This is a genomic window from Kitasatospora sp. NPDC022856, from assembly GCF_055561235.1.
The window spans coordinates 54,091-76,538 of record NZ_JBVHHE010000021.1 but is presented as its reverse complement, the minus strand read 5'-3'; the positions used below and the strand labels follow the sequence as shown (position 1 = coordinate 76,538).

The 22,448-nt window shown below is 73.7% G+C and carries 20 protein-coding genes and 1 pseudogene; 9 read left to right on the top strand and 12 right to left on the bottom strand.

Features of this window, described 5'->3' with window-relative positions; genetic code table 11:
• Positions 1-191 precede the first annotated feature (191 nt).
• Positions 192-1,190, bottom strand: a pseudogene (locus ACZ34W_RS25480) (MFS transporter); the annotation flags it as partial.
• Between the two features lie 107 nt (positions 1,191-1,297).
• Here ACZ34W_RS25480 and ACZ34W_RS25475 point away from each other — a divergent pair.
• A complete protein-coding gene (locus ACZ34W_RS25475; RefSeq protein ID WP_465607352.1) occupies positions 1,298-2,284 on the top strand; it encodes an ArsR family transcriptional regulator in 987 nt (328 codons plus the stop codon).
• Positions 2,285-2,339: 55 nt separating this feature from the next.
• On the opposite strand, the gene ACZ34W_RS25470 is transcribed toward ACZ34W_RS25475, so the two are convergent.
• A complete protein-coding gene (locus ACZ34W_RS25470; RefSeq protein WP_465607350.1) occupies positions 2,340-3,509 on the bottom strand; it encodes a serine hydrolase domain-containing protein in 1,170 nt (389 codons plus the stop codon).
• 267 nt (positions 3,510-3,776) lie between these two features.
• Between ACZ34W_RS25470 and ACZ34W_RS25465 the strand changes: the two genes are divergently transcribed.
• The 3 genes from ACZ34W_RS25465 to ACZ34W_RS25455 all read left to right on the top strand — a co-directional run bounded on the left by ACZ34W_RS25465 (position 3,777) and on the right by ACZ34W_RS25455 (position 6,120).
• Positions 3,777-4,277 carry a hypothetical protein gene (locus ACZ34W_RS25465; RefSeq protein ID WP_329485401.1) on the top strand — a complete coding sequence of 167 codons (501 nt, stop codon included), beginning with the start codon at positions 3,777-3,779 and terminating at the stop codon, positions 4,275-4,277.
• A 179-nt stretch (positions 4,278-4,456) separates the two neighbouring features.
• Positions 4,457-5,419 carry a quinone oxidoreductase family protein gene (locus ACZ34W_RS25460; RefSeq protein WP_465607347.1) on the top strand — a complete coding sequence of 321 codons (963 nt, stop codon included), beginning with the start codon at positions 4,457-4,459 and terminating at the stop codon, positions 5,417-5,419.
• A gap of 56 nt (positions 5,420-5,475) precedes the next feature.
• On the top strand, positions 5,476-6,120 hold the full coding sequence (locus ACZ34W_RS25455; RefSeq protein ID WP_465607345.1) for a TetR/AcrR family transcriptional regulator: 645 nt from the start codon (positions 5,476-5,478) through the stop codon (positions 6,118-6,120).
• A 124-nt stretch (positions 6,121-6,244) separates the two neighbouring features.
• Here the strand turns inward: ACZ34W_RS25455 and ACZ34W_RS25450 are convergent, their stop codons facing one another.
• Positions 6,245-6,673: a peptidase inhibitor family I36 protein gene (locus tag ACZ34W_RS25450; protein WP_465607343.1), complete on the bottom strand. Its 429-nt coding sequence runs from the start codon at positions 6,671-6,673 to the stop codon at positions 6,245-6,247.
• A 556-nt stretch (positions 6,674-7,229) separates the two neighbouring features.
• Between ACZ34W_RS25450 and ACZ34W_RS25445 the strand changes: the two genes are divergently transcribed.
• Complete coding sequence (locus tag ACZ34W_RS25445; RefSeq protein ID WP_465607341.1) at positions 7,230-8,459, top strand: serine hydrolase domain-containing protein; 1,230 nt, start codon at positions 7,230-7,232, stop codon at positions 8,457-8,459.
• A gap of 177 nt (positions 8,460-8,636) precedes the next feature.
• Here ACZ34W_RS25445 and ACZ34W_RS25440 read toward each other — a convergent pair whose 3' ends face one another.
• From ACZ34W_RS25440 to ACZ34W_RS25415, 6 genes are all read right to left on the bottom strand, one after another.
• Entirely contained in the window at positions 8,637-8,912 is a 276-nt protein-coding gene (locus ACZ34W_RS25440) for a hypothetical protein (RefSeq protein ID WP_465607339.1), read from the bottom strand.
• Positions 8,909-9,310 (bottom strand): hypothetical protein, encoded by a 402-nt coding sequence (locus ACZ34W_RS25435; RefSeq protein ID WP_465607338.1) that lies wholly within the window; start codon positions 9,308-9,310, stop codon positions 8,909-8,911. Before ACZ34W_RS25435 ends, ACZ34W_RS25440 begins: the two co-directional genes overlap by 4 nt.
• A 95-nt stretch (positions 9,311-9,405) precedes the next feature.
• On the bottom strand, positions 9,406-9,975 hold the full coding sequence (locus ACZ34W_RS25430; protein ID WP_465607336.1) for an ATP-binding protein: 570 nt from the start codon (positions 9,973-9,975) through the stop codon (positions 9,406-9,408).
• Positions 9,972-10,679: a response regulator transcription factor gene (locus tag ACZ34W_RS25425; RefSeq protein WP_465607334.1), complete on the bottom strand. Its 708-nt coding sequence runs from the start codon at positions 10,677-10,679 to the stop codon at positions 9,972-9,974. Before ACZ34W_RS25425 ends, ACZ34W_RS25430 begins: the two co-directional genes overlap by 4 nt.
• Positions 10,680-10,936: 257 nt before the next feature.
• Complete coding sequence (locus ACZ34W_RS25420; RefSeq protein WP_465607332.1) at positions 10,937-11,629, bottom strand: HAD family hydrolase; 693 nt, start codon at positions 11,627-11,629, stop codon at positions 10,937-10,939.
• A gap of 83 nt (positions 11,630-11,712) precedes the next feature.
• On the bottom strand, positions 11,713-12,327 hold the full coding sequence (locus tag ACZ34W_RS25415) for a TetR family transcriptional regulator (RefSeq protein ID WP_329485411.1): 615 nt from the start codon (positions 12,325-12,327) through the stop codon (positions 11,713-11,715).
• Between the two features lie 176 nt (positions 12,328-12,503).
• Here ACZ34W_RS25415 and ACZ34W_RS25410 point away from each other — a divergent pair, with 176 nt between their 5' ends.
• Positions 12,504-13,439 carry an oxidoreductase gene (locus ACZ34W_RS25410; protein WP_465607330.1) on the top strand — a complete coding sequence of 312 codons (936 nt, stop codon included), beginning with the start codon at positions 12,504-12,506 and terminating at the stop codon, positions 13,437-13,439.
• Between the two features lie 238 nt (positions 13,440-13,677).
• Complete coding sequence (locus ACZ34W_RS25405) at positions 13,678-14,358, top strand: SMI1/KNR4 family protein (RefSeq protein WP_465607328.1); 681 nt, start codon at positions 13,678-13,680, stop codon at positions 14,356-14,358.
• Between the two features lie 115 nt (positions 14,359-14,473).
• Here the strand turns inward: ACZ34W_RS25405 and ACZ34W_RS25400 are convergent, their stop codons facing one another.
• A complete protein-coding gene (locus ACZ34W_RS25400; protein ID WP_465607326.1) occupies positions 14,474-14,782 on the bottom strand; it encodes a transposase in 309 nt (102 codons plus the stop codon).
• A gap of 307 nt (positions 14,783-15,089) precedes the next feature.
• Between ACZ34W_RS25400 and ACZ34W_RS25395 the strand changes: the two genes are divergently transcribed.
• Entirely contained in the window at positions 15,090-17,279 is a 2,190-nt protein-coding gene (locus tag ACZ34W_RS25395) for an alpha-N-acetylglucosaminidase (protein ID WP_465607324.1), read from the top strand.
• 134 nt (positions 17,280-17,413) lie between these two features.
• Here the strand turns inward: ACZ34W_RS25395 and ACZ34W_RS25390 are convergent, their stop codons facing one another.
• Complete coding sequence (locus ACZ34W_RS25390) at positions 17,414-17,644, bottom strand: hypothetical protein (protein ID WP_329485413.1); 231 nt, start codon at positions 17,642-17,644, stop codon at positions 17,414-17,416.
• Between the two features lie 763 nt (positions 17,645-18,407).
• Between ACZ34W_RS25390 and rph the strand changes: the two genes are divergently transcribed.
• On the top strand, positions 18,408-21,005 hold the full coding sequence (rph, locus tag ACZ34W_RS25385; protein WP_465607322.1) for a rifamycin-inactivating phosphotransferase: 2,598 nt from the start codon (positions 18,408-18,410) through the stop codon (positions 21,003-21,005).
• Positions 21,006-21,074: 69 nt separating this feature from the next.
• On the opposite strand, the gene ACZ34W_RS25380 is transcribed toward rph, so the two are convergent.
• Complete coding sequence (locus tag ACZ34W_RS25380; protein ID WP_465607320.1) at positions 21,075-22,298, bottom strand: saccharopine dehydrogenase family protein; 1,224 nt, start codon at positions 22,296-22,298, stop codon at positions 21,075-21,077.
• Between the last annotated feature and the right edge of the window lie 150 nt (positions 22,299-22,448).

The following is a 22,448-nucleotide window of genomic DNA, read 5'->3' as shown; positions in this document are numbered from 1 at the left end:
GCGCCGCCGGAGCGGCGCCGCCGGAGCGGCGCCGCCAGGTGGCGGGCCAGCGCGAGGACGGCGAGGAGCGCCACCAGGGCGCAGACGGCCGGCCAGCCGGCGAGGCCGTAGACGCGGACACCGAGCCAGGAGCCGGCGCTGCCGCCGAGGTAACCGCAGGTCATGTAGGCGGTGTTGAGCCTGGAGCGGGCGTCGGGGCGCAGCTCGTAGACCCGGGTCTTGTTGGCGATCATGCCGGACTGCATCGCGACGTCGAGCAGGAGCGTGCCGAGGACGAGGACCGCCAGCCCGGGTGTGCCGCCCCAGCCGCCCGCCGCGAGGACCGCCGCCGCGCCGAGGGTGCCGAGCAGGGCGGCCAGGTTCACCGGGTCGGAGCCCCGCCGGTCGACGTGGCGACCCGCGAGCGGGGTGCAGACCATGGTCGCCGCGCCGACCAGCGCGAGCATCCCGACCGCCTGGGCGCCCAGCCCGTAGGCCGGTTCGGCGAGCAGCAGCGGCAGGCAGGTCCAGACGGCCGAGAAGCCGGCGAAGACCGTCGCCTGGTAGAAGCAGGAGCGGCGCAGCTCCGGTTCGACGAGCAGCAGCCGCAGCGGTTCGGCGAGCAGCGCGGGGTACGGCTGCCGGGTGGGCGGCGCGGTGGCGGCGGTCCCGTCCGGCAGGGCGCGCGCCAGCACCGCCGCGAGTGCCAGCACCAGCGCGCCGGCCACCAGGTACGGGGCCCGCCACCCGAGCCACTCGCCGAGCGCGCCGCCGAAGGTACGGGCCAGCAGCATGCCGCCGATGGAGCCGCTCAGCAGGGTGCCGAGCACCGCGCCGCGCCGGTCGGCGGGCACCATCCCGGCCGCCATCGGGGAGATGATCTGCGCGGCGACCGTGGTGGCGCCGACGAAGGCTCCGGCGGCCACCAGGGCCGGCAGGGTGGGGGCGCAGGCTGCCGCCAGCAGCCCGACACCGCTGAGGGTGAGCAGGGTGACGAGCAGCGGCCGGTGGGGGAGCCGGTCGCCGAGCGGCACCAACAGGAAGATCCCGACCGTGTAACCGATCTGGACCGCGGTCACCACGAGCGTGGCGGAATCGACCGATGTGCCGAGCCCGGCGGCGATCAGTGGGGTGATCGCCTGCGGGAAGTAGAGGTTGCCCACGCCGAAGGCACAGGTCAGCGAGAGGAGCAGGAGAAGGCGGCGGCTCATCCCACCTCACCGCCGAGGGCGACGGTGGCCGGGTTCGCTTCAGGTGTCATGCGGGGCAGTCCACGGCACCCGGGTGGCCGCCGCCAAGGGATGTAGCGTGGGGCTTCATGGTCGTCAGCTTCGAACTGGGCGTCGAGGATCTCGCGGACACCCGCTTCGCCCTCTCGCCCCTGCACGAGGCCGTGGTGAGTCTGCGGGTGCTCCGCGAGCCCGGCCTCTCCGCGCTCCACCTGCCGTGGCGGCGGTCGGTCCTCCCCCGTCTGGCCGGGCCGGACACCGAGTTGCTGCTCTCCGTGGTCTCCGCGCGGCGCACCCTGCCCGACTTCCTGACCCCGCGCCCGGAGGGCTTCGCCCCGCCCTTCGAGGAGGAGCTGGCCGTCGTCCGCCGGACCGCTCCGGAGGTCGTCCGGGCCGACCTGCTGGCCACCCACGCACCGGACCGGCTCCCCGCACCCCTCCTGGGGGCCCGCTCGGACCCCGCGCGGCTTCGGGACGCGCTCTGCGACGCCCTGGAGCGGTACTGGGAGCTGGCCCTACGGCCGAGCTGGCCCCGGATGCGGCTCCTCCTGGAGGCCGACATGACCTACCGGGCACGCCGGCTGGCCGTCGGAGGCGCCCGTCTGCTCTTCGCCGACATGCATCCCTTCCTGCGTTGGGAGAACGGGGTGCTGCGCATCGCCGACATGATCAGCCGCCACCACGTCGCCGTCTCGGGACGCGGTCTGCTGCTGGTGCCGTCCGTCTTCGCCCACAAGCCGGCGCCCCCGCTCAGCCCGGACGGCGCGCCGGCCCTCTCCTACCCGTGCCGCGGTGTGGCGACCCTCTGGTCCCGGGAGCCCGCGCCCGATGCTCCGGCGCTGGCGGCGCTGGTGGGCCCGCCCAAGGCACGGCTGCTCGCCCTCCTCGACGAGCCCCTGGCGGGAGTCGAACTCGCCCGCCGCCTGCACGTCTCCCCCAGCGCCGTCTCCCAGCACCTGCGCGTCCTGCACTCGACCGGCCTGGTGGCCCGTGCCCGGGACGGCCGCCAAGTCCTCTACCGTCGCAGCCACCTCGGGGACCAACTGCTCGGCTCCCCCGATCCGCCCGGGCCGTAGCACCGACCGTCCGGCCCCGGGGGTGACGGGAGGTCGGCTCCGAGCTGTCGGGCCATCAGCCGCACAGGGCGGCCATCTGCGCCTCCATCAGTCCCGTACTCCGCGGGACGGGCGGCGCGCCCTTGAGGTCGGCACCGAGGTCGTAGAGGTTGACGGCCAGGACGAGCTGCCGTTCACCGTCGACGGTGGTGAGGGACACGCTCGTGTAGCCGGGGCCGCCGCCGTCCGTCGCCCAGGTACCGACCCGCCTGGTGTCCGGCTCGGTGCCGCACTCCACGTCCCGGCGCTGCACGCCGAGTCCGTAGGCCGGTTTGTCGGGGAAGTCGACCGTGGTCAGGAGTGCGCGCTGCTGGGCGGGGCGCAGCAACCTGCCGGCGAACAGGGCCCGGTGGAACCGGGACAGGTCGTCGACGGTGGAGATCATGGCGCCGGCGGTCCAGTCGTAGGACGGGCTGAACCGGGTGACATCGTGCCCCGCGAGGTCGTAGCCGTGCAGATGGGGGCCGTGGATGTCGGGGTCGGTCACCGGGAAGGAGGTGTCCTTGAGGCCGAGCGGCGCGATGATCCGCCGCTGGATCTCGGCGGGCGCGCTGCGATGGGTGACCGCCTCGATGACCAGCCCGGCGAGCAGGTAGTTGGTGTTGGAGTACGCCCAGTCGGTGCCGGGGGCGAAGAGCGGCGCGTGCCGGACGGCCAGCGCGACCACCTCCCGCGGGGTGTAGACGTAGTCCCGGTCGTGGTGTTCCAGGTAGGGGGCGAAGAACGCCGGCTCGGTCGTGGGGTCGTAGATGCCCGAGGTGTGGTTGAGCAGTTGGCGGACGGTCACGGCCGCGCCGTCGTTGCCGTTCCCCCGGACCGTGCCCGGCAGCCACCGCTCCACGCTGTCGTCGAGGGAGAGCCGCCCCTCGCCCTCCAGTTGCAGCAGCACCGTCGACACGAACGACTTGGTGTTGCTGGCGATCCGGAAGCGCTGGTCGGCCCGGGCCCGCTCGCCGCTCGCGGTGTCGGCGAGCCCGGCCGCCGCGCGGGACTCCCGCCCGCCGTTCCGGGTGTACGCCACGACGCCCGGGAACCCGTCCGCGACCGTCTGTTCGAGGGCCGCCCTGAGGCCGACCGGTGGGGCCGACGGGCCCTCCGCCGCGGCCGCGGCCCCCGGGAGGATGCCCGCTGCCGCCACCACGCACATCCCCACCCACACTGCCGCGGCCCCCGTACGTACCGTCACCGAACGCTCCTGTCCTTGTCGCCCGTGTTCGTCCTGACTCATCGTGCCGGGCCGCCGCACCGGCTGCCCATCCCGCTGACGCCCGTGTCGGTACGGGGGCTGTCCCCACCCCGCACCCTCCGGTTCGCTCCATAGCCCGTTCGAGGGGATCCGGAGCTGGTCGGGGTAGGCACCGTACGGAACGGGGAAGGCAGCCGCCGTGTCCACCGGGACACGGGCGCACCGCTCGTGCGTCCGCCCACCACCCCACCAGGCATCGGGAACGTGATGACGAACATCGACCGCAGGCACGCCCTGCGCGTGGCATCCGCGGCAGCAGTCGGCATGGGTGCGACCCTCGGCGCGACCGGGACCGCCAGGGCGAGCCGGCGGGCCTCGACCCTGAACCTGAAGGGCAGGCGAGCGGCGGCCGACATCCCGGGCGTCCTCACCGCCGGCGCACCGTACTTCGTCCACTACGAACTCCGCGACACCGACGACAATCCGGTCGGCACCGAGAGCGCGCACAGCCTGCCGATCACCGTCGGGCCGACCGGGTCCCTCGTCCTGGCCACCGTGGCGCTGCGCCTCACCGACGGGATGCTCACCGCCGCCGGTGCCTTCGAGCGGCCGCTTCCGGCGGTGACCGAGGTGGCGCTGGGCTACCAGCCGTGGTCCCACACCTTCGCGATCACCGGCGGGACGGGCGACTACACCGGCGCCTCCGGCGCGCTCCGGATCGACCACCTCAGCCGCGACGACTCCGCCCTCACCGTCACCCTGGCCTGAACCCGAACCCGAACCCGGTCCCGAACCCGGTCCCGAACCCGGTCCGGCCCGAGGCCCCACGGCCCCCCGGAGTCGCCAACCGGCCTTCCAGGCCGAGATTTTGGACTTGCTGGTCCATTTTGAGCCGCCTAACGTGCTGACCGTTCCCTCACGAAGAAGCCCTGCAGAGAGGCGGCACCATGCACGCGATCCGGATCGAGAAGCACGGCGGCCCCGAGGTCATGCACTGGACCGAGCTGCCCGACCCCACCCCCGCCCCCGGCGAGGCACTGGTACGCCTGGGGGTCGCCGGGGTCAACTACATGGACATCGGTGCCCGCACCCAGGGCGGTCCCGGCTGGGCGGCCCCGACGGTCCTCGGCGTCGAGGGCACGGGGTACGTCACCGCGCTCGGCGACGGGGTCCGGGGCCTCGCCGTCGGCGACCGGGTGGCCTGGTTCTACCACCCGGGCAGCTACGCCGAGTTGCTCGCCGTCCCGGCGGACTCCCTGGTCAAGGTGCCCGACGGCGTCGACGACGAGACGGCGGCCGCCCTGATGATGCAGGGCCTGACCGCCAGCCACCTCAGCACCGAGACCTACCCGATCGGCCCGGGCGACACCGCCGTGGTGCACGCCGCGGCGGGCGGCGTCGGCCAGTTGCTCACCCAGATGGTCAAGGCCCGTGGCGGCGACGTGATCGGCCTGGTCTCCCGCGAGGAGAAGTCCGCCGCCGCGAAGGAGGCCGGCGCCGACCACGTCCTCGTCCACTCCGGCGGCGGCTTCGAGGGCCGGATCAAGGAGCTGACCGGCGGACGCGGCGCCGACGTCGTCTACGACGGCGGTGGCGCCGACACCTTCCGCTCCTCCCAACTGGCCCTGCGCCCGCACGGCGTGCACGCCTACTACGGCCCCTTCATGGGCGTCCCGACCCTGCGGCCCACCGACCTGCCCAACAGCATCCTGCTGACCTATCCCGTGGTGCACCACCACGTCGCCACCCGCGAGGCGCTCGTCCGGCGCACCGGTGAGGTCTTCGACCTGGTCCTGGCCGGCCGCCTCACCCCGCGGGTCGGCGGCCGGTACCCGCTCGCCGACGCGGCCCGCGCCCACACCGACCTCGAATCCCGCCGCACCACCGGCAAGCTGCTGCTCCTGCCGTGACACCGCCGGGCCGGATCCGCTTCGATGGGAGCCGACAGCTCGTACCGGGAGGACACATGCCGCTCACCCGCAAGGGCGCCGCGACCAGGCAGCGCATCGTCGAGGGCGCCGCCGAGCAGATCCGCGCCCAGGGCGTGTTCGCGCTGCGGCTGGAGGACGTCATGGCCCACACGGCGACCAGCAAGAGCCAGCTGTTCCACTACTTCCCCGACGGCAAGGACGAGCTGCTCCTCGCCGTGGCCCGGCACGAGGCGGCCCGGGTGATCGACGACCAGCAGCCGGAGCTCGGCTCCCTCACCTCGTGGGCCGCCTGGCAGCGGTGGCGCGACAAGGTCGTCGCCCGCTACCGCGCCCAGGGCACCGACTGTCCGCTGCACACCGCCCTCGCCCAGCTGGGCCCGGCCACCGACGCCACGCGGACCGTGGCCGGCGGCCTGCTCGACCGGTGGCAGCAACAGCTGGCCGCGGGCATCCGCCACCTGCGGGACGCCGGCGAGACCGACCCCGACCTGGACCCCGACCGCGAGGCCGCCGCCCTGCTGGCCGGCATCCAGGGCGGCGTACTGATCCTCCTCACCACGGGCGCGACCACCCACCTGGAGGCCGCTCTGGACGTGGGCATCGCGCGCCTGCGCGGCCGGACCGCCGCGGCCGTCGAGAACGGCACCCGCCGCGCGGCCCGCTCGGCCGTGGCCGAGTGAACCCGCCCGGCGGTGGCCGGTCCCCCGCGATCGCATCGCGCGGGGGACCGGCCACCGTGCCGCGGTCAGGACACCGAGGACCTGGGCGGCCCGGACGGCCCGGACGGCCGGTACGCGGCGCTATCTAGTAGAGCGTGACGGAGCTCGCCTTGTCGTTGACCCCCCACGGGACGTTCACCGGTGCGCCGTAGGGCCCGGAGCCGATCAGGTACCCGGTGTAGCCGGAGCCGTCGAACAGGCTCAGGGTGCCGCCGCTCCTGTTCCAGAAGGCGCTGGTCCTGTCGTTCATCCCGAAGTCGGCGAGCTTGAAGGACCCGGCGCTGGGCACCACCCAGAGCTGGCCGCCGCCGTTGGTGTCCGAGAACAGGCACGCCTGGCCGTGCAGACAGTTGTCCCACACCGTCGCCAGGGAGTCGGCGCCGACGGCGATCGGCTGGATCACGGCGGGAGCGGCGCCGGTCTCGCCGGCGGGGGCCTGGGCCGCGGCGGTACCGGCCGCGGAGGCGATCATCAGGACGGCACCGGCCGTGGCCAGGGCGAAGTGCTTCACCATGTGTGCTTCCTCTTCCTCGTGGATCGTGCGGTATGCCGTGCTCTCCGTGCGCGGTACTCGGACGACCGGCGGTGCTGGGGGCACCCGGCGGTGCTCGGACGCCCGGCGGTACTCGGACCACCGGCGCTCCCCGCCGAACCGGCTCATGCCCCGGGGACCTCGTGCTGCCGGTGTCGGCCGTCCCGCGCTGCGTGGACCGGGGCAGTTCCCGGGTGCGGCGCCGTTCGCGACCGATCGCCGGAGCCGGCGGATGCCGCGACGTGTGCCGGCCGTGCTCCTCGGCAGGAACGGCTGCGCCACGGGACCCACCACCCCGTCCGAAGAACCGGTGGTGGACCCACCCTGCGATCCGATGTGATTGTCCATCTACAGGAAGGCGGCAACCGGCAGCTGGGCGGCGGACAACCCGGATTTGCCGCGGACAAGGCAGCGGTACCGGTGGGCGGTGCCGCACGCACGCGGGGAGGACGCCGGCGACGGGCCCGACGGGTGACGCCCGCGCGGGTCGGGGGCCGATAGGGCGGGGCACCGGGGCTCCCGTGCCGATACTGCGGGGATGAGACCCTCCCGCCGGACCTCCCTGCTGTGCCTCGCCGCAGCCACCGCGCTCATCGCCCTCAGCGCCCCGGTCACGACCGCCGGTGGTGCGGCCGGAACCGCCGGTCACCACCGACCGTGCGTCAGCTCCGCCGCCCCCACCGAGGGCGCCGCGCTCGACGTGCTGCGGATCGCCGAGCAGGCCAAGACGGAGATGGACCTCAAGTCCGTGATCCTGCGGGTCACCGTCGACGGCCGCGAACTCCTCACCGCCGCCCTCGGCGAGTCGATGACCGGGGTCCCCGCCGAGCCCGCGATGCACTTCCGCAACGGCAACATCGCGATCAGCTACCTGGGCACCGCACTCCTGCGGCTGGTCGACGACGGCAAGGTCCGCCTCGACGACCCGATCGGCCGCTGGCTGCCCGACCTCCCGCACGACTACGGCGACCGGATGACCCTGCGGATGCTCGGCGCCTCCACCACCGGCCTCGTCGACTACGTCACCAGCCCCGGCTTCGGCGAGACGGTCTACGCGGACCCGTTCCGCCAGTGGACCCCCGAGGAACTGGTGGGCATCTCCACCGACCAGGACCTCTGGTACGAGCCGGGGACCAACTGGAGCTACTCGCACGCCAACTTCGTCCTGCTCGGCGCCGCGCTGGAGAAGATCACCGGCACCCGGCTGGACGTCCTGCTACAGCAGCTGGTCACCGGCCCGCTCGGACTGCACGAGACCAGCAACAGCTTCACGCCCGACATCCCGACACCCGTCCTGCACGCCTTCACCTCCGATCGCGGCACCTACGAGGAGTCCACCTTCTGGAACCCCTCGTGGACCACCGCACCCGGCGCGGTGGAGACCACCGACATCTGCGACCTGGCCCGCTCGGCCGTCGGCCTCGGCTCGGGCGAACTGCTCTCCCCGTCTTCCTACCGGGAGTTCCTCAACCCTGGGACGGTGGGCCTGGGCACGCCGACCGAGAAGTGCCCCGCCACGGTCTGCATCGCGCAGACCCCGGCCACCCACTACGGGATGGGCGTGCTCGTGCTGAACGAATGGATCTCCCAGCACCCGCTGTTCTTCGGCTACTCGGCCTCGCAGAACTACCTCCCGTGCGAGCACCTGGCCATCGCCGTCTCCACCACCGACGGCCCCACCGCCCCCGGCGGCCACAGCGCCCACACCATCGCCCAGCGCATCGCCGCCGCACTCGCCCCCGACCACCCCATCCCCGACTTCGGCTGAGAACGTGTCGGGCAGCGGTCGACCGGCGCGCGCCGGCCCGGGTGGGCGACCGTCCGCGGCCCGGGGTCCGACGGGCGACCGGATGACCGCGGGTAGGGCGAGCGGCCTGCCCCTCCGGAGGGAGGCGCAGGCCCTTCGCCCTACCAGGTGGAACGCCCACGACAGTGTGCGGGTACGTCAGTTGTCCTGCGTCGCGTCGGAGTCGGCCTGCGCGACGGCGCTCTCGGCGGCATCCACCTTCTGCTGCATCTCCTGGACCTGGCCGTCGCCCGCCGTGGCGGCCGCCTTGCCGGGCGAGTCTGCGGTCGCTGCCGCCCGGCCCGCCGGATCCGCGGTCGCCGCGGCCTTACCCGGAGCGGCCGCGCCCGGCCCACAGCCGGTCAGCAGCAGGGCGGCGGCCGCGGCGAGCACGGCGGTGGCACCGGCCCGGTGGCGCACGGAGCGGGCGCTCACTTGCTCGCCGACGACGAGGGCGACGACGAGGACCGGGGCTGGCCGGCGCACCAGGTGGCGACCGCCTTCAGGTCGCTCTGGCGGGTCTGCAGCGTCGCCAGCATGCTCTTGCGGAACGTCAGCCGGTCGTTGAGGTAGGTGTAGATCTCGTTGTGCCCGGCGCTCTTGGCGTCGGTCACCCGCTGCTGCAGTCGGGCCACCGACCCGGTGACGGTGGCGTCGCCGTTGAGCCGCTCGATGGCCTTGTCGACGTGCTCCTTGATCTTCGGCAGGCGCTCGCAGACCGACTTCGCGCCGTCGTTCTTCGGCGCGGAGTCGGCCTGGGCGGGGACGGCGGCCATCAGCGTGCCTGCGAGGGCGAGTGCGCCGACGGCGGCGGCCTTGCGGTTGATGTGCACGGCGGTTCTCCTCCGGTACCGGGGTGGTCGGACTCGGGGAGCGTAGGACGGCTTCTTGTGGAATCCCTGTGACTTCGGACGGGCACCGCTCGGGCTCACCGGTCGCCGGAGATCCAGTCCCGCTGGGCCGGCAGTCGCAGGGTCGGCGCCTCCGGTCGCAGCAGCGGCAGCCGCACCTCGACCCGGCAGCCGCCTGTCGCGGCCGCGTCGCCGACGATCACCGTGCCGCGGTGCAGCGCCGCCTGCTGGGCCACCAGGGTCAGCCCCAGGCCCGACCCCGGGCTGTCCGGGCGCCGGTGGAAGCGGTGGAGGACCGCTGCCCGGTCGGCCGGCGCGTCGGCGCCGACCGGCAGCGGGATGTCCGGCTGCGGGCCGACCGCCAGCAGCACCGCGCCGTCCTCACCGGCCAGCCGCACGCCGGAGTCCAGCGCACCGTCGAGGACCTTGCGCTGCTGGTTCTGTTCGGCCCGGGGCCGGCCCTTGCTGTCCGCGGCGAGCAGCGTACGCACATTCGGCAGCACCGCGGCGGCCCGCACGCGCAGCACCGCGTCCTGCTGGTGGGAGAGGTCGCGGTGGACGAGCCCCAGCAGCAGCAGGCCCGCCGCCAGCACGACGACCGGCACGAGCACGGTCACCGAGAGTGCGATCCGGGTGGAGAGCCTCACGGCCGCCCCCCGTCGGCCGGCAGCCGCAGCACGAACCCGACGCCGCGCACCGTGTGCACCAGACGCGGCCGCCCCCCGTCCTCCAGCTTGCGCCGCAGATAGCTGACGAAGGTGTCGACGGCGTCGCTGCGCACCTCGAAGTCGTAGCCCCAGACCCGGTCCAGCAGCTGGTCGCGGCTGAGCACGAGGCCGGTGTTGCGGACGAGCTGGGCGAGCAGTTCGAACTCGCGCCGGGTCAGGTGGATCTCGGTCTCCTCCCAGTGCGCCTGGCGGGTCGCGGGCGAGAGCGTCAGCGGGCCGGCCCGCAGCACGTCGGGCGGCGGGGCCGGCCGCCGACGCAGCAGCGCCCGCAGCCGCAGCACCAGTTCCTCCAGCGCGAAGGGCTTCATCAGGTAGTCGTCGGCCCCGGCCTGGAGGCCTGCGACCCGGTCGGCGAGCTCGTCCAGGGCGGAGAGCATCAGCACCGGGGTCTCGTCGCCGACGGCCCGCAGCGCCCGGCAGACGCCCGTTCCGTCGAGCCCGGGCATCGAGACGTCCAGCACCAGGACGTCCGGTGCCGTCGGGCCGCCCATCAAGGCCAGTGCGCTCTCACCGTCCGACGCGACCTGGACGGCGAAGCCGCTCAGCCGCAGCCCGCGCTCCAGCGACCGCCGGATCGCCGCGTCGTCGTCCACCACCAGCACCCGGCCGCCTGCGCCGCTCATCGCTAACTCCTCGCCCCTGTGGGCCGACGACTCTCTCACGCGCGCCCGGGCGCCGGGGGGCCGGGGTGGCCCGGGGGGTCGGCCGAGGCGTTCTGCGGACCGGCTCTCCGTGGTGCGGCTCGCCCCTGCTCGCGGCGGGAGCGGGCAGGCGATCGGTCACGACGCGGGCCGGCGTGTTCGGAGCGAGACCCCGGGGGCAGCGGTAGCACCGCTCGACCGGGACGCGCGTACCCCGGGACGCGCGGACGCCGCGCGCCTCAGTCGAGCAGGTCGAGTACCGCCGTCAGCGCGCTCGGGCGCCGGTCCGCGGGCAGGGGGTCGACCAGGTGGACCGGGCAGCCCAGGGCAGCGGCGCCACCGTCCGCGACGCGGTCGTCGCCGACCATCAGGACATCGCCGGGCGGCAGTCCGAGCCGGTCGCAGGCGGCCCGGAAGAGCGCCGGGTCCGGCTTCTGGATCCCGTGCTCGAAGGAGAGGAAGTAGGCGTCGACGAGGCGCTCCACACCGTGGTCGCGGAAGACCGGGCGCAGGTCCCAGCCGATGTTGCTGACGACGGCGACCGGGACGCCCCTGCTCCGGAGCTCCTTGAGAGTGTCCTCGGTGTCGGGGTAGGGCCGCCAGGCGGCGGGGACGCGGTGGCGGTCGTACAGCGCGTCGACCAGTTCCGGGTACGGCAGCGAGGCCTGCCGCGTGAGGGCGGTGTAGGCGGCGCGGTGCTTCTCCGCGCTCAGGTCCCGCTCACTCCACAGCACCTCCAGTTCGGAGGGCAGACGGCGCGGCGCGGGCCCTCCCGGCTGGGCCCCGGCCGCCTCCAGGCGGTCCGCGCAGAGGGCGAGTTCGCCCTCCGCCGGCTCGTACCCGGCCTCCGTCACCACCGCTCGCAGCCACTCCGCGGTCGGCTCGATCCGGAAGAGCGTCCCGGAGAAGTCGAACATGACACCCTTGATCATGCCCGCGATCTTCGCCGCACCGCGGGCCGGACGCAAGCCCGTGGGCACGCCCGGGCACCGCGACCGTCGCGGTCCGGACGCCGTCACGCCCACGGGGCCCCGACCGCGTCGAGGGCCGGGGCCAGGACGGCGAAGGCGTGGTCGATCAGGGCGGCCGGGTCCTCGGTGCCGTCGCTGTCGCTCCATCGGCGGAGCACCGTGTCGAAGGCGGACAGCGCCATCCCCGCCGCGAGGGGCGGGTACATCGCGGTGGCGGGATCGAGCCCGAGGCGGGCGGCCAGCTCGGCCGCCAGCTCGTCTCGCCACTGCGCCTGCCGTTCCAGGAAGCGGCCGAGCAGCGCGGGCGTCCGCACGATCAGCTGCACCACGCGCAGGGCGCGGTCACCGTGGCCGGCGTGCTCCGGGCCGTCGGCGCAGGCGGCGAGCGTGGTCCAGACCGCGTGACGGAGCGCCACGGAGGGCGGTTCCGCGGCGGGGCGGGCGGCGAGTTCGGCGCACATCCCGGGGCCGAGATCGGCCAGCACCTGGACGACCACGTCCTCCTTCGAGGCGAAGTACCGGAAGAACGTCCGCTTGGACACCCCGGCGGTGACCGCGATCTCGTCGATCGTGACGGCCTCGAAGCCCTTCTCCGCCAGTAGGAGCAGAGCCGCCTCGGCCAACTCGGCGGCGACGAGCCGGCGTTTGCGCTCGGCCATGCTCAGACCGGGGCGGCCGGCGGGCCGGGTCGGTTCGGGACGGTCCGGGGCAGGACGGTCCGGAGCGGGGCGGTCCGGAGCGGGGCGGGAGGTCACCGGGTCATGGTAGCGCGATGCCCTGGGTGACACTCGGGCGCATCTTGACACCAAGTGACAGCAACGTCAGCATGTGCCGCATGACTGAACATCAGAAGTGGACCGCCGAGCAGATTCCGGACCAGACCGGGAGGCTCTTCGTCGTCACCGGCGCCACCAGCGGCCTCGGCCTCGCCACCGCCCGCGCGCTGTCCCACCGCGGTGGCCACGTCGTGTTGGCGGTGCGCGACGAGGAGAAGGGCCGGCGGGTGGTCGCGGAGCTGCGCGCCGACCAGCCCGGCGCACGACTGGAGGTGCGCCGACTCGACCTCGCCGACCTCGCCTCGGTCCGCACCTTCGCCGCCGGCCTGCGCGCCGACCACGGCCGGCTGGACGTCCTCGTCAACAACGCCGGCGTCATGGCGCCGCCACGCACCTTGAGCGCCCAGGGCCACGAGCTGCAGTTCGCCGCCCATCACCTCGGCCACTTCGCCCTCACCGGGCTGCTCCTCGACCTGCTCGCCGAGGGCCGCGACCCCCGGGTGGTCACCGTCACCTCCCTCAACCACCGGCGCGGGCGGATCCGCTTCGACGACCTCGCCGGTGAGCGGCACTACGCGCCGATGGCCTTCTACAACCAGTCCAAGCTCGCCAACGCGGTCTTCGGCCGGCAACTGCACCTGCGGCTGACCGCCGCCGGGAGCCCGGTGCGCAGCCTGCTCGCCCACCCCGGCTTCAGCGCCACCGACATCGTCACCGGCACACCGACCGCCCTGTACCGCTTCCTCTTCGGCCGGCTGGCCCGGCCGCTCGGCCAGCACCCCGACCGCGGTGCACTCCCCCAGCTCTACGCGGCGACCCGGCCTGGGCTGGCGAGCGGCGAGTTCATCGGCCCGAGCGGCCTTGGCGAACTGCGCGGCGCCCCGGTTCGGGTCGCACTCGCACCCGCCGCGGCCGACACCGAGACCGGGCGCCGGCTCTGGGAGCTGTCCGAGCGGCTGACCGAGGTCCGGTACGGGCTCCCGGACGCCGGTTGAAGGGTCGTCAGCACTCCTGACAGACATCCCATGAGCTGGCGTGTCAAAGAGCAAGTTCGTGGGGCGTGACAGGGCAATGGATTGTCCCGTCCCGTAGCTGCCGATCGCTCAACCGGCGATCGTTCCCGTGAATCGAGCTCGGCCGTCGCCTGCGGTCTTCGGGCCGGGTCGTGGCCTGTCGGAGCCTTCGCCTAAAGTGCAGCCTCTGACAGGTTGACGAACAGAGAGGGGTCGGGCGGTGACCAAGGCATGGGACCGGCTGCGGGCGATCATGGGGGAGCCGGTGTACACCCCGGCGCGGGTGCCGTGGGAGCTGGCACCAAACGAACTCGGGGTCCAGCTACCGTCGGACTACCGAGCGTTCGTCGACCTGTACGGCGCGGTGAACCTGAACGGCGAGTGGGGCGTGCGGTCACCGAGGGACCACTCCCAGGTTGCCGGCTCGCCGGGCGGCCTGGCGAGATGGCGCTTCCATACCGACACCGAATTCCGGGTGCAGGTCGAGGGCGAGGACGAGTTCTGGAACCGGGAGCACACCCCTGTGTTCCCGGAGCCGGGCGGACTGCTGCCCTGGGGCATGAACAGCAACCACGTCTACTGCTGCTGGCTGACCACCGACCCGGACCCCGACCAGTGGCCGGTGGCCGTCTTCTGCGACTTCGACGGCGTCGACGACGGAGAGCTCGACCACTTCGACGGCGGCTTCGCGGAGTTCGTGGCGACCGTGCTCACCGGCGGCTACGCCCATGAGGACGAGTTGCTGGTGCGCCCGGACCCGGAAGAGTGGGGACCACAACCGGCCCGACCGCTCTGGACGCCGGCCTACGACTGGACCGGCAAGGACTGGGGCGCGGAGTGGGGCATCACCTGGTACCAACCCACCGGGTCGACCGAAATGCCCTGGATCAAAAAGCGATGATGCGCCGACCTGGGGCCCACGAGGGACCGCGCCACCCACGAACTGGACTGTCAAGCGGCGAGTGCATGGGCCCGGTGGGACCAAGCTGTCGCCTCGTCGTACGGTGTGCCGGTTTTCAGGCAGCCGTGCAGGATGCCGACGAGCCGGTTGGCGAGCTGGCGTAGGGCGGCGTCGAATTCGATGCCGCGGGCCCGTTGCTTCTCGTAGTAGGCCCTGGCGCCAGGAGAAACCCGCAGCGCAGAGAGGCTTGGGCGATCAGCGCGTCGATGAGCCGGTCGTTGCGCACGTGCCGGGCCGTCACGACCTTCTTCTTCCCCGAGGCGCGGGTGATCGGGCTGGTGCCAGCGTAGTTCTTGCGGGCCTTGGCACTGGCGTAACGGTGGGGGTCGTCGCCGAATTCTGCGAGTACCCGGGCACTCAGCATCGGTCACAGTCCGGGCTGGGACCGGATGATCTCGGCTTTCGGGTGCCGGCCGAAGAAGTCCTCGACCTGCTCATGCAGGAACGGCCCGGTCGAGGGCCGACCCCGGCAACGCGGAAGGGGGGGCGGGGCCGCCTACCGTGACGGCCGCGCCGGGGCAGCTCGACTTCAGCCCCGGGTGCGTCGAACGGGTGAACGCCGCGCCCCCGCCGCCGAACCGGCCGGTAGAACGTCCGGCAGCGGCCCCTCGGCCCCCATATTCGAGGAAGGACTGGACCCGCCCCGCACTCGATGGGAGATCCCGGTGACCATGGCTTCCACCGTAGGGCGGTCGGGGCTGGCGCTCGCGCTGGCCGTGTCCGGGGCGCTCGCCGGGGCTCCGGCCGGCGCGGCCGCCGGGCCTGCCTTCGATCCCGGTCCGGCGGCCGCCGCCCTGGCGCGTCTGCTGCCGGCGCAGCACGACCAGTTCACGCTGGTCCCGGTCGCCAAGGGGGCGGGCGGGGACTCGTTCTCGGTGTCCGGCACGGCAGGGGCCGTGACGGTGTCCGGGACGTCGCCGGCGAGTCTGCTGACCGGAGCCGGCTGGTACCTGGAGAACGTCGCCCACGTGGACATCGGCCTGCCGGGAGACTCGCTGGGCGCGCTGCCCGCCGTCCTGCCCGGCGTCGGCTCCCCGGTCGGCCGCACCGCCGTCGTCCCGCACCGCTACGCGCTCAACGACACCGACGCCGGCTACTCGGGCGCCTACCGGGACTTCGCCGCGTACCAGCACGAGGCGGACCTCCTGGCGCTCCACGGCTTCAACGAGGTGTTCGTCCAGACCGGCGCCGAACTCCCCTACTACCGGGCGCTCCAGGGCTTCGGCTACAGCGCCGCCGAACTGCGGTCGTGGATCCCGGCCCCCGCGCACCAGAGCTGGTGGCTGCTGCAGAACCTGAGCGGGGTCGGCGGGCCGGAGTCCGAGCGGCTGCTCACCGCCCGGGCGGCCCTGGGCCGACGGATCGCGGACCACCTCCGCGGTCTGGGGATGACACCGGTGCTGCCCGGCTTCTTCGGCACCGTTCCCCCCGGCTTCGCGGCGAGGAACGCCGACGCCAGGGTGGTACCGCAGGGCACCTGGGTGGGGCTCGACCGTCCCGACTGGCTCGACCCGACGAGCGCGGCCTTCCCGAGACTCGCGGCCGCCTACTACCGCGCTCAGCGCGAGGCGTTCGGCGACAGCGCGATGTACAAGATGGACCTGCTGCACGAGGGCGGCACCGCGGGTCCGGTGGACGTGAGCGCCGCGGCCGGGGCCGTGCAGCGGGCCCTGCTGGCGGCGCACCCGCAGGCCACCTGGGCGATCCTGGGCTGGGAGAGCAACCCGTCGGGCGCCGTGCTGTCGGGGGTGGACCGCGGCCGGATGCTGATCCTGGACGGCCTGGCCGACCGCTACGACGGGCTCGACCGCGAGCCGCAGTGGCAGGGCGCCCCGTACGCCTTCGGGACGATCCCGAACTTCGGCGGCCACACCTCGCCGGGAGCGAACTCGGCCGTGTGGGTGCGGCGGTTCCAGCAGTGGCGGACCAAGCCGGGCAGCGCACTGCAGGGCATCGCGTACCTGCCGGAGGCGGTGGGGACGGATCCTGCGGCGTTCGAGCTGTTCGGCCGGCTCGCCTGGGAGGCCGCCGGGATCGATCAGGCCGCGTGGTTCGCCGCCTACGCGGCGCGCCGCTACGGCGCGGCCGACCCGCATGCGGCGGCGGCGTGGGAGGCCCTTCGGCGGGGCCCGTACAGCATGCCGTCCGGCCGGTGGAGCGAGGCGCAGGACAGCCTGTTCGCGGCGCGCCCGAGCCTGACCGTGGCGACCGCCGCGACGTGGAGCCCCCCGGCGATGCGCTACGACCCGGCACGGGTGCGCGCCGCGCTCGACGAACTGCTTCTGGTGTCACCGGCGTTGCGGTCGTGCGACGCGTACCGGTTCGACCTGGTGAACGTCGCCCGGCAGGCGCTGGACAACCGGGCGCGAGCGCTGCTGCCGCAGATCGCGAGCGCCTACCACGCGCGGAACCGGACGCTGTTCCGGTCGCTGGTGCGCGAGTGGGAGGCCGACCTCGCGCTGGTCGACCGCCTGTCCGGGACCGACGCGCGGTCCATGGTCGGGCCGTGGATCGCCGCCGCCCGCTCGTGGGGCGCCGACGCGGCGGAGCGCGACCGGCTGGAGTACGACGCACGGTCGGTCCTGGCGAACTGGAGCGGCCGCGTCCCGAGCGACGTCCACGGGCTGCACGACTACGCGAACCGGGAGTGGGCGGGCCTGGTCGCCGGCCTCTACGCCCGGCGGTGGAGCTCCTACTTCTCGTCGCTGGACGAGGCTCTGACGAGCGGCGCGCCGCCGGCGTCGATCGACTGGTTCGCCATGGACGACGCATGGTCGCGGCAGACCGCGCCGCTTCCGACCTCCCCCTCGGGGGACCAGGTAAACCTGGCGCGGGAGGTCGCGAAGGCCCTGCCGGGCTGAACGGGGCGGTGAGCGCCACCCGTTCCACGCGGTTCCGACAACGGCCGGGCCCTACCGGTGACATGCCCCCTCGGCGGACCGCGGGGCCGGCCCCCTTCCGGGTACCGGCCCCGCGGGTCAATACAGCTGGCGGATCAGTAGAACCAGACGGAGAGGCGGGCCGTGTTCGGGGCCGCGTCACAGAAGTAGGTGACCGCCTGGCCTGACGACACGTAGGCCTTGCCCGCGGTCTCGCACGCGGCAGCGCTCGGGTACATCCCGATGTAGGTGAAGCCGGTCGCCTGGGCGGCCGGGGCCGCCAGGAGCGCGCCGCCGGCCAGGACGCCGGCCAGGGCCACGGAGGAGACCACTCTGCGAATCGCCATGATGGTGTAGTCCAATCTCGTAGAGGAACACCTGGAGGCCGCACCCTCGCTGTCTGAAGGGGAGCCTCCACCAGTCCCGGCACCTGCGGCAATGGGCCTCGGGAAGTTCGGCCGGAAGCCATCGGATCATGGAGCACCGCAAACCGGAACCGGCGCCGCCACCTGTGAAAACGCCTACACAACCCACCCGGGTCCGACGCGGCTCGGCCGAAAACAGCAGCACCGCTGGTGCGGACCCGGCACGTGCCCACCTCACGCACCACGCCGGGCGAACCACCCCACCCGCTCCACGTCCGAATCCGGCGGACGGCGGTGGGCCCGCACGTGCGAGAAGCTCGTCATTCCATCGGACGGGAATGGGCCCGGAAATGGCGAAGGCAAGGAGAAGACTCTCCTTGCCGTTATCAAGATATAGCGCAGCGGGGGGCTTGCCGCAAGGCCCCCGGCACGGTGCAGAATCGTCGGCCGAAGCCACCACCTGCGGAAATCGGGGTGCGCCGGCCGTGTGTCGCTGTCGACGCACGGCGGGCACGGTGGCGTCGAATCAGGGGCAGGACCAGAGTCGGGGCCAGCGGCGGGACCAGCGGTGGAGTCGCCGGTGCCCGGTGCGGATGCGTGGGGGCACGCCCCGGCCGACACGCCGGCGGAACGGCCGGCGGGAATGAGGAACGTGCTCGACAGGAAGTTCGACGAGATCGAGGGCGCCGGTGATCCGACCGGCCGCCGCAGCGCAAGGGAAGACGGCTGCCCCGGAGGTACGGCAATGAGTGAGCAGTACGTGCGGGATCTTCATGAGCTGGACGAGAGCCAGAGCGCGATCGCCGGCGGCAAGGGCGCCCACCTGGGCGCGCTCTCGCGGATCGAAGGCGTCCACGTACCGGACGGCTTCTGCGTGACGACGGACGCCTTCCGGCGGATCATGGCGGAGGCTCCGTCGATCGACGGTCTGCTCGACCGACTCTCGCGCCTGGACCCGGACGACCGCGAGGGGGTCCGCACCCTCAGCGCACGGATTCGCCGGGCCGTCGAGGAGATCGCCCTCCCCCACGACCTCGCGGCGGAGATCACCGGCGCACTCGGCCGGTTCGGCGAGCGGGCCGCCTACGCCGTCCGCTCCAGCGCGACGGCGGAGGACCTGCCGACGGCCTCCTTCGCCGGCCAGCAGGACACCTATCTGAACGTCGTGGGGCCGGCGGCGATCCTCCGGCACGTCAGCCTGTGCTGGGCCTCGCTGTTCACCGAGCGGGCGGTGGTCTACCGCCGGCGCAACGGCATCGACGACCGTACGGTCCGGATGGCCGTGGTCGTGCAGCGGATGGTCCTCCCGGAGGCGGCCGGCATCCTGTTCACGGCCGACCCCGTCACGGGCGACCGGACGGTCGCCACCGTGGACGCCGGTTTCGGCCTCGGCGAGGCCCTGGTCTCCGGGCTGGTGAACCCGGACGTCTTCAAGGTGCGCGGCGACGAGATCGTCGTCCGGACGATCGCCGCCAAGCAGCGCGCCCTGTACGCCCTGCCGGGCGGCGGTACGCGGGAGGTGGCGGTCGAGCCGCGGCGCCGCGAGCAGCCCGCGCTGACGGATGCGCAGGTCCTCCGGCTCGTGCGGCTCGGGCGGCGGATCGAGGCGCACTTCGGCACCCCGCAGGACATCGAGTGGTGCCTGGTCGACGACGGCTTCCGGATCGTGCAGAGCCGGCCGGTCACGACGCTGTTCCCCGTCCCCGAGCGCGGCGACCGGGAGAACCACGTCTACGTCTCCGTCGGTCACGGTCAGATGATGACCGACCCCATGAAGCCGCTGGGGTACTCCATGTGGCAGCTGACGGCCATGGTGGCGATGCACGAGGCCGGCGGCAGGCTGTTCGTGGACGTCACCCCGCGCCTCGCCTCGCCCACCGGCCGGGTCGCCCTCCTGGACCTCATCGGGAGGGGCGATCCGCTGGTCAGGGACGCGCTGGAGACCGTCCTGGACCGCGGTGACTTCGTCCCGACGGTCCCGGACGCGGCGCCCGTCGGCCCGCCGGCCGGTGGCGCGCCCACCCCGATCGCGACCGATCCGGCGATCGTCACCGGGCTGATCGAACGCAGCCGGGCGTCCGTCGCCGCTCTGGAGCGCGACATCCGGACGAAGATCGGACCGGCGCTGTTCGACTTCCTGCTGGAGGCCTTCGAGGAGCACAAGCGGGTGCTCAGCGACCCGCTGAGCCTCCAGGCGATCATGGCGGGGATGGAGGCCACCTGGTGGCTCAACGACAAGCTGCGGGAGTGGCTGGGCGAGAAGAACGCGGCCGACACCCTGACGCTGTCCGCCCCTGACAACGTCACGTCGGAGATGGGGCTGGCGCTGCTCGACGTCGCGGACGTGATCCGCCCGCACCCGGAGGTGGTGGCGTTCCTGCGGGGCGTCGGGGACGAGGACTTCCTGGACGACCTGGCGAAGCTCGCGGGCGGGACCGAGGCGCGGGACGCCATCGAGGCCTACCTCGACCGGTACGGCATGCGCTGCGTCGGCGAGATCGACATCACCAGGCCGCGGTGGCGCGAGCGCCCCGACACGCTGGTGCCCGTGATCCTCGACCACGTCCGGAACTTCGAACCGGGCGCCGCCGCACGCCGCTTCGAGCAGGGGCGGCGGAAGGCCGAGCAGAAGGAACAGGACGTGCTCACCCGCCTGCGGGCCCTGCCGGAGGGGGACCTCAAGGCCGCCGAGACCAAGGCGATGATCGACCGGGTCCGCACCTTCATCGGGTACCGGGAGTACCCCAAGTACGGCATCATCAGCCGCTACGCCGTCTACAAGCAGGCCCTGCTCCGGGAGGCCGAACGCCTGGTGGAGGCCGGTGTGCTGACCGAGCGGGAGGACGCCTTCCACCTCACGTTCCAGGAACTCCACACCGTCGTGCGAACGCACCGGGTGGACGCCGGGCTCCTCCGGCGGCGCGAGGACGCGTTCCGCTCGTACCACGCGCTCACGCCGCCCCGGGTGCTCACCTCGGACGGTGAGGCCCTCACCGGGTCGTACCGGCGCGACGACGTGCCGGCCGGGGCCCTGGTCGGCGTACCGGTGTCCGCCGGGACGGTCGAGGGAAGGGCCCGTGTCGTCCTCGACATGGCGAAGGCCGATCTCGAAGCGGGCGACATCCTGGTCACGGCCTTCACGGACCCCAGCTGGTCGCCGGTGTTCGTCGGCATCGCGGGGCTGGTGACGGAGGTGGGCGGCCTGATGACCCACGGCGCGGTCATCGCCCGGGAGTACGGCCTGCCGGCCGTCGTCGGCGTCGAGCGGGCCACCCGGCTGATCCGGGACGGGCAGCGGATCCGCGTGCACGGGACCGACGGGTTCGTCGAGATCCTGTCCTGACCGACGCCCCGGCCCGGCCGGGGCGGGCCGGGCCGGGGCGTTGGGGCCCTGCCGTCGTGGTGCCCGGCGCTAACCCCGGCTCGGGGCGGTGGCCGGCGGAGCGTCCAGGACGGTGAAGCGCAGACCGGCCGCGGTCAGGCGGTCGATCAGCGCGCTGCCCATCGCCACCGCCGGGGTGACCTGGCCGGCGGTGGGCGGCAGTTCGTCGTAGGCGAGGCTGAGCGCCGACTCGGCGAGCATCTTGGCGGTCTCCGTGTAGCCCGGGTCGCCCCCGGACACCTCGGTGAAGACCCGTTGACCGGGGCCGGTCTCGCCGACGAAGCGGACGGTGAACCAGGAGGCCGCGCGCTGCTCGGCGCTGGGCCCCGCGCCGGGCTTGCGCAGGCCGGTCAGCGCCCTTCGCAGCGGTGGCAGTTGGGCGGCGAGCGCCAGCAGGGCGAGTCCGGCGCCGCCGGCCAGCAGCACCGGGAGCCGCCGGACCGCCGCGTAGTGGCCGTAGCGGAAGACCGGGCCGTAGTCCGGCCGCGCGGCGGCCGAGCGGGCGACCACCAGCGGATCGATGGTGGGCATCGGCACCGCCCAGGCGCGGGCCTCGGCCGACCGCCGGACCGGTCCGGCCTTGGCGCTGATCCTGCGGCCGGCCGGACGGGGGTCGGCGGCGCGGCGTTCCCGGGCCGCCCGGGCGGCCGCGCGGGGGCGGGACATCACGGTCAGCGCGGAGGCGAAGGTGCCGCCGGAGAACGTCCCGCCGGCCCGGACGAAGCCCCGTACCGAGACCGCGGCGCCGTCGGGCAGGGCGCCGAGTTCGCGCATCCGCTCCAGGGTGAAGAGCACTCCCAGGTCGTGCGGCACCGAGTCGAAGCCGCAGGAGTGCACCAGCCGGGCGCCGGTCTCGACGGCCCGGCGGTGGTGCAGCAGGTACATCCGGTCGACGAACTCGGGTTCGCCGGTGAGGTCGACGTAGTCGGTGCCGGCGTCCGCGCAGGCGGCCACCAGCGGCTCCCCGTGGCTGAGGTAGGGGCCGACGGTGGAGACCACCACCCGGGCCGCGGCCGCCACCTCCCGCAGCGAGCCGGGGTCGGTGGAGTCCGCGATGAGCAGCGGGAGGTCGGCGCAGCCCGGCTCCAGGGTGGCGAGGTGCGCGCGCAGCGCCTCCAGCTTGCCCCGGGTGCGGCCGGCCAGCGCCCAGCGGCAGCCGGCCGGCGCGTTCCGGGCCAGGTACTCGGCCGTCAGTGCGCCGGTGAAGCCGGTGGCACCGAACAGGACCAGGTCGTACGGGCGTTCGGCGTCCATGAGCGTTCCCTACCGGCCGGTAATGACGGAGCGCCTCACGCTAGGGACCGGGGTACGACGGTGTCAACCGTCCACGCCGGGGCCCGGCGCCGCCGGCAGCGGCGGGGCAGGCCGCCCCGGGGCGATCTGGCGGAGCGTCAGCAGACCGAT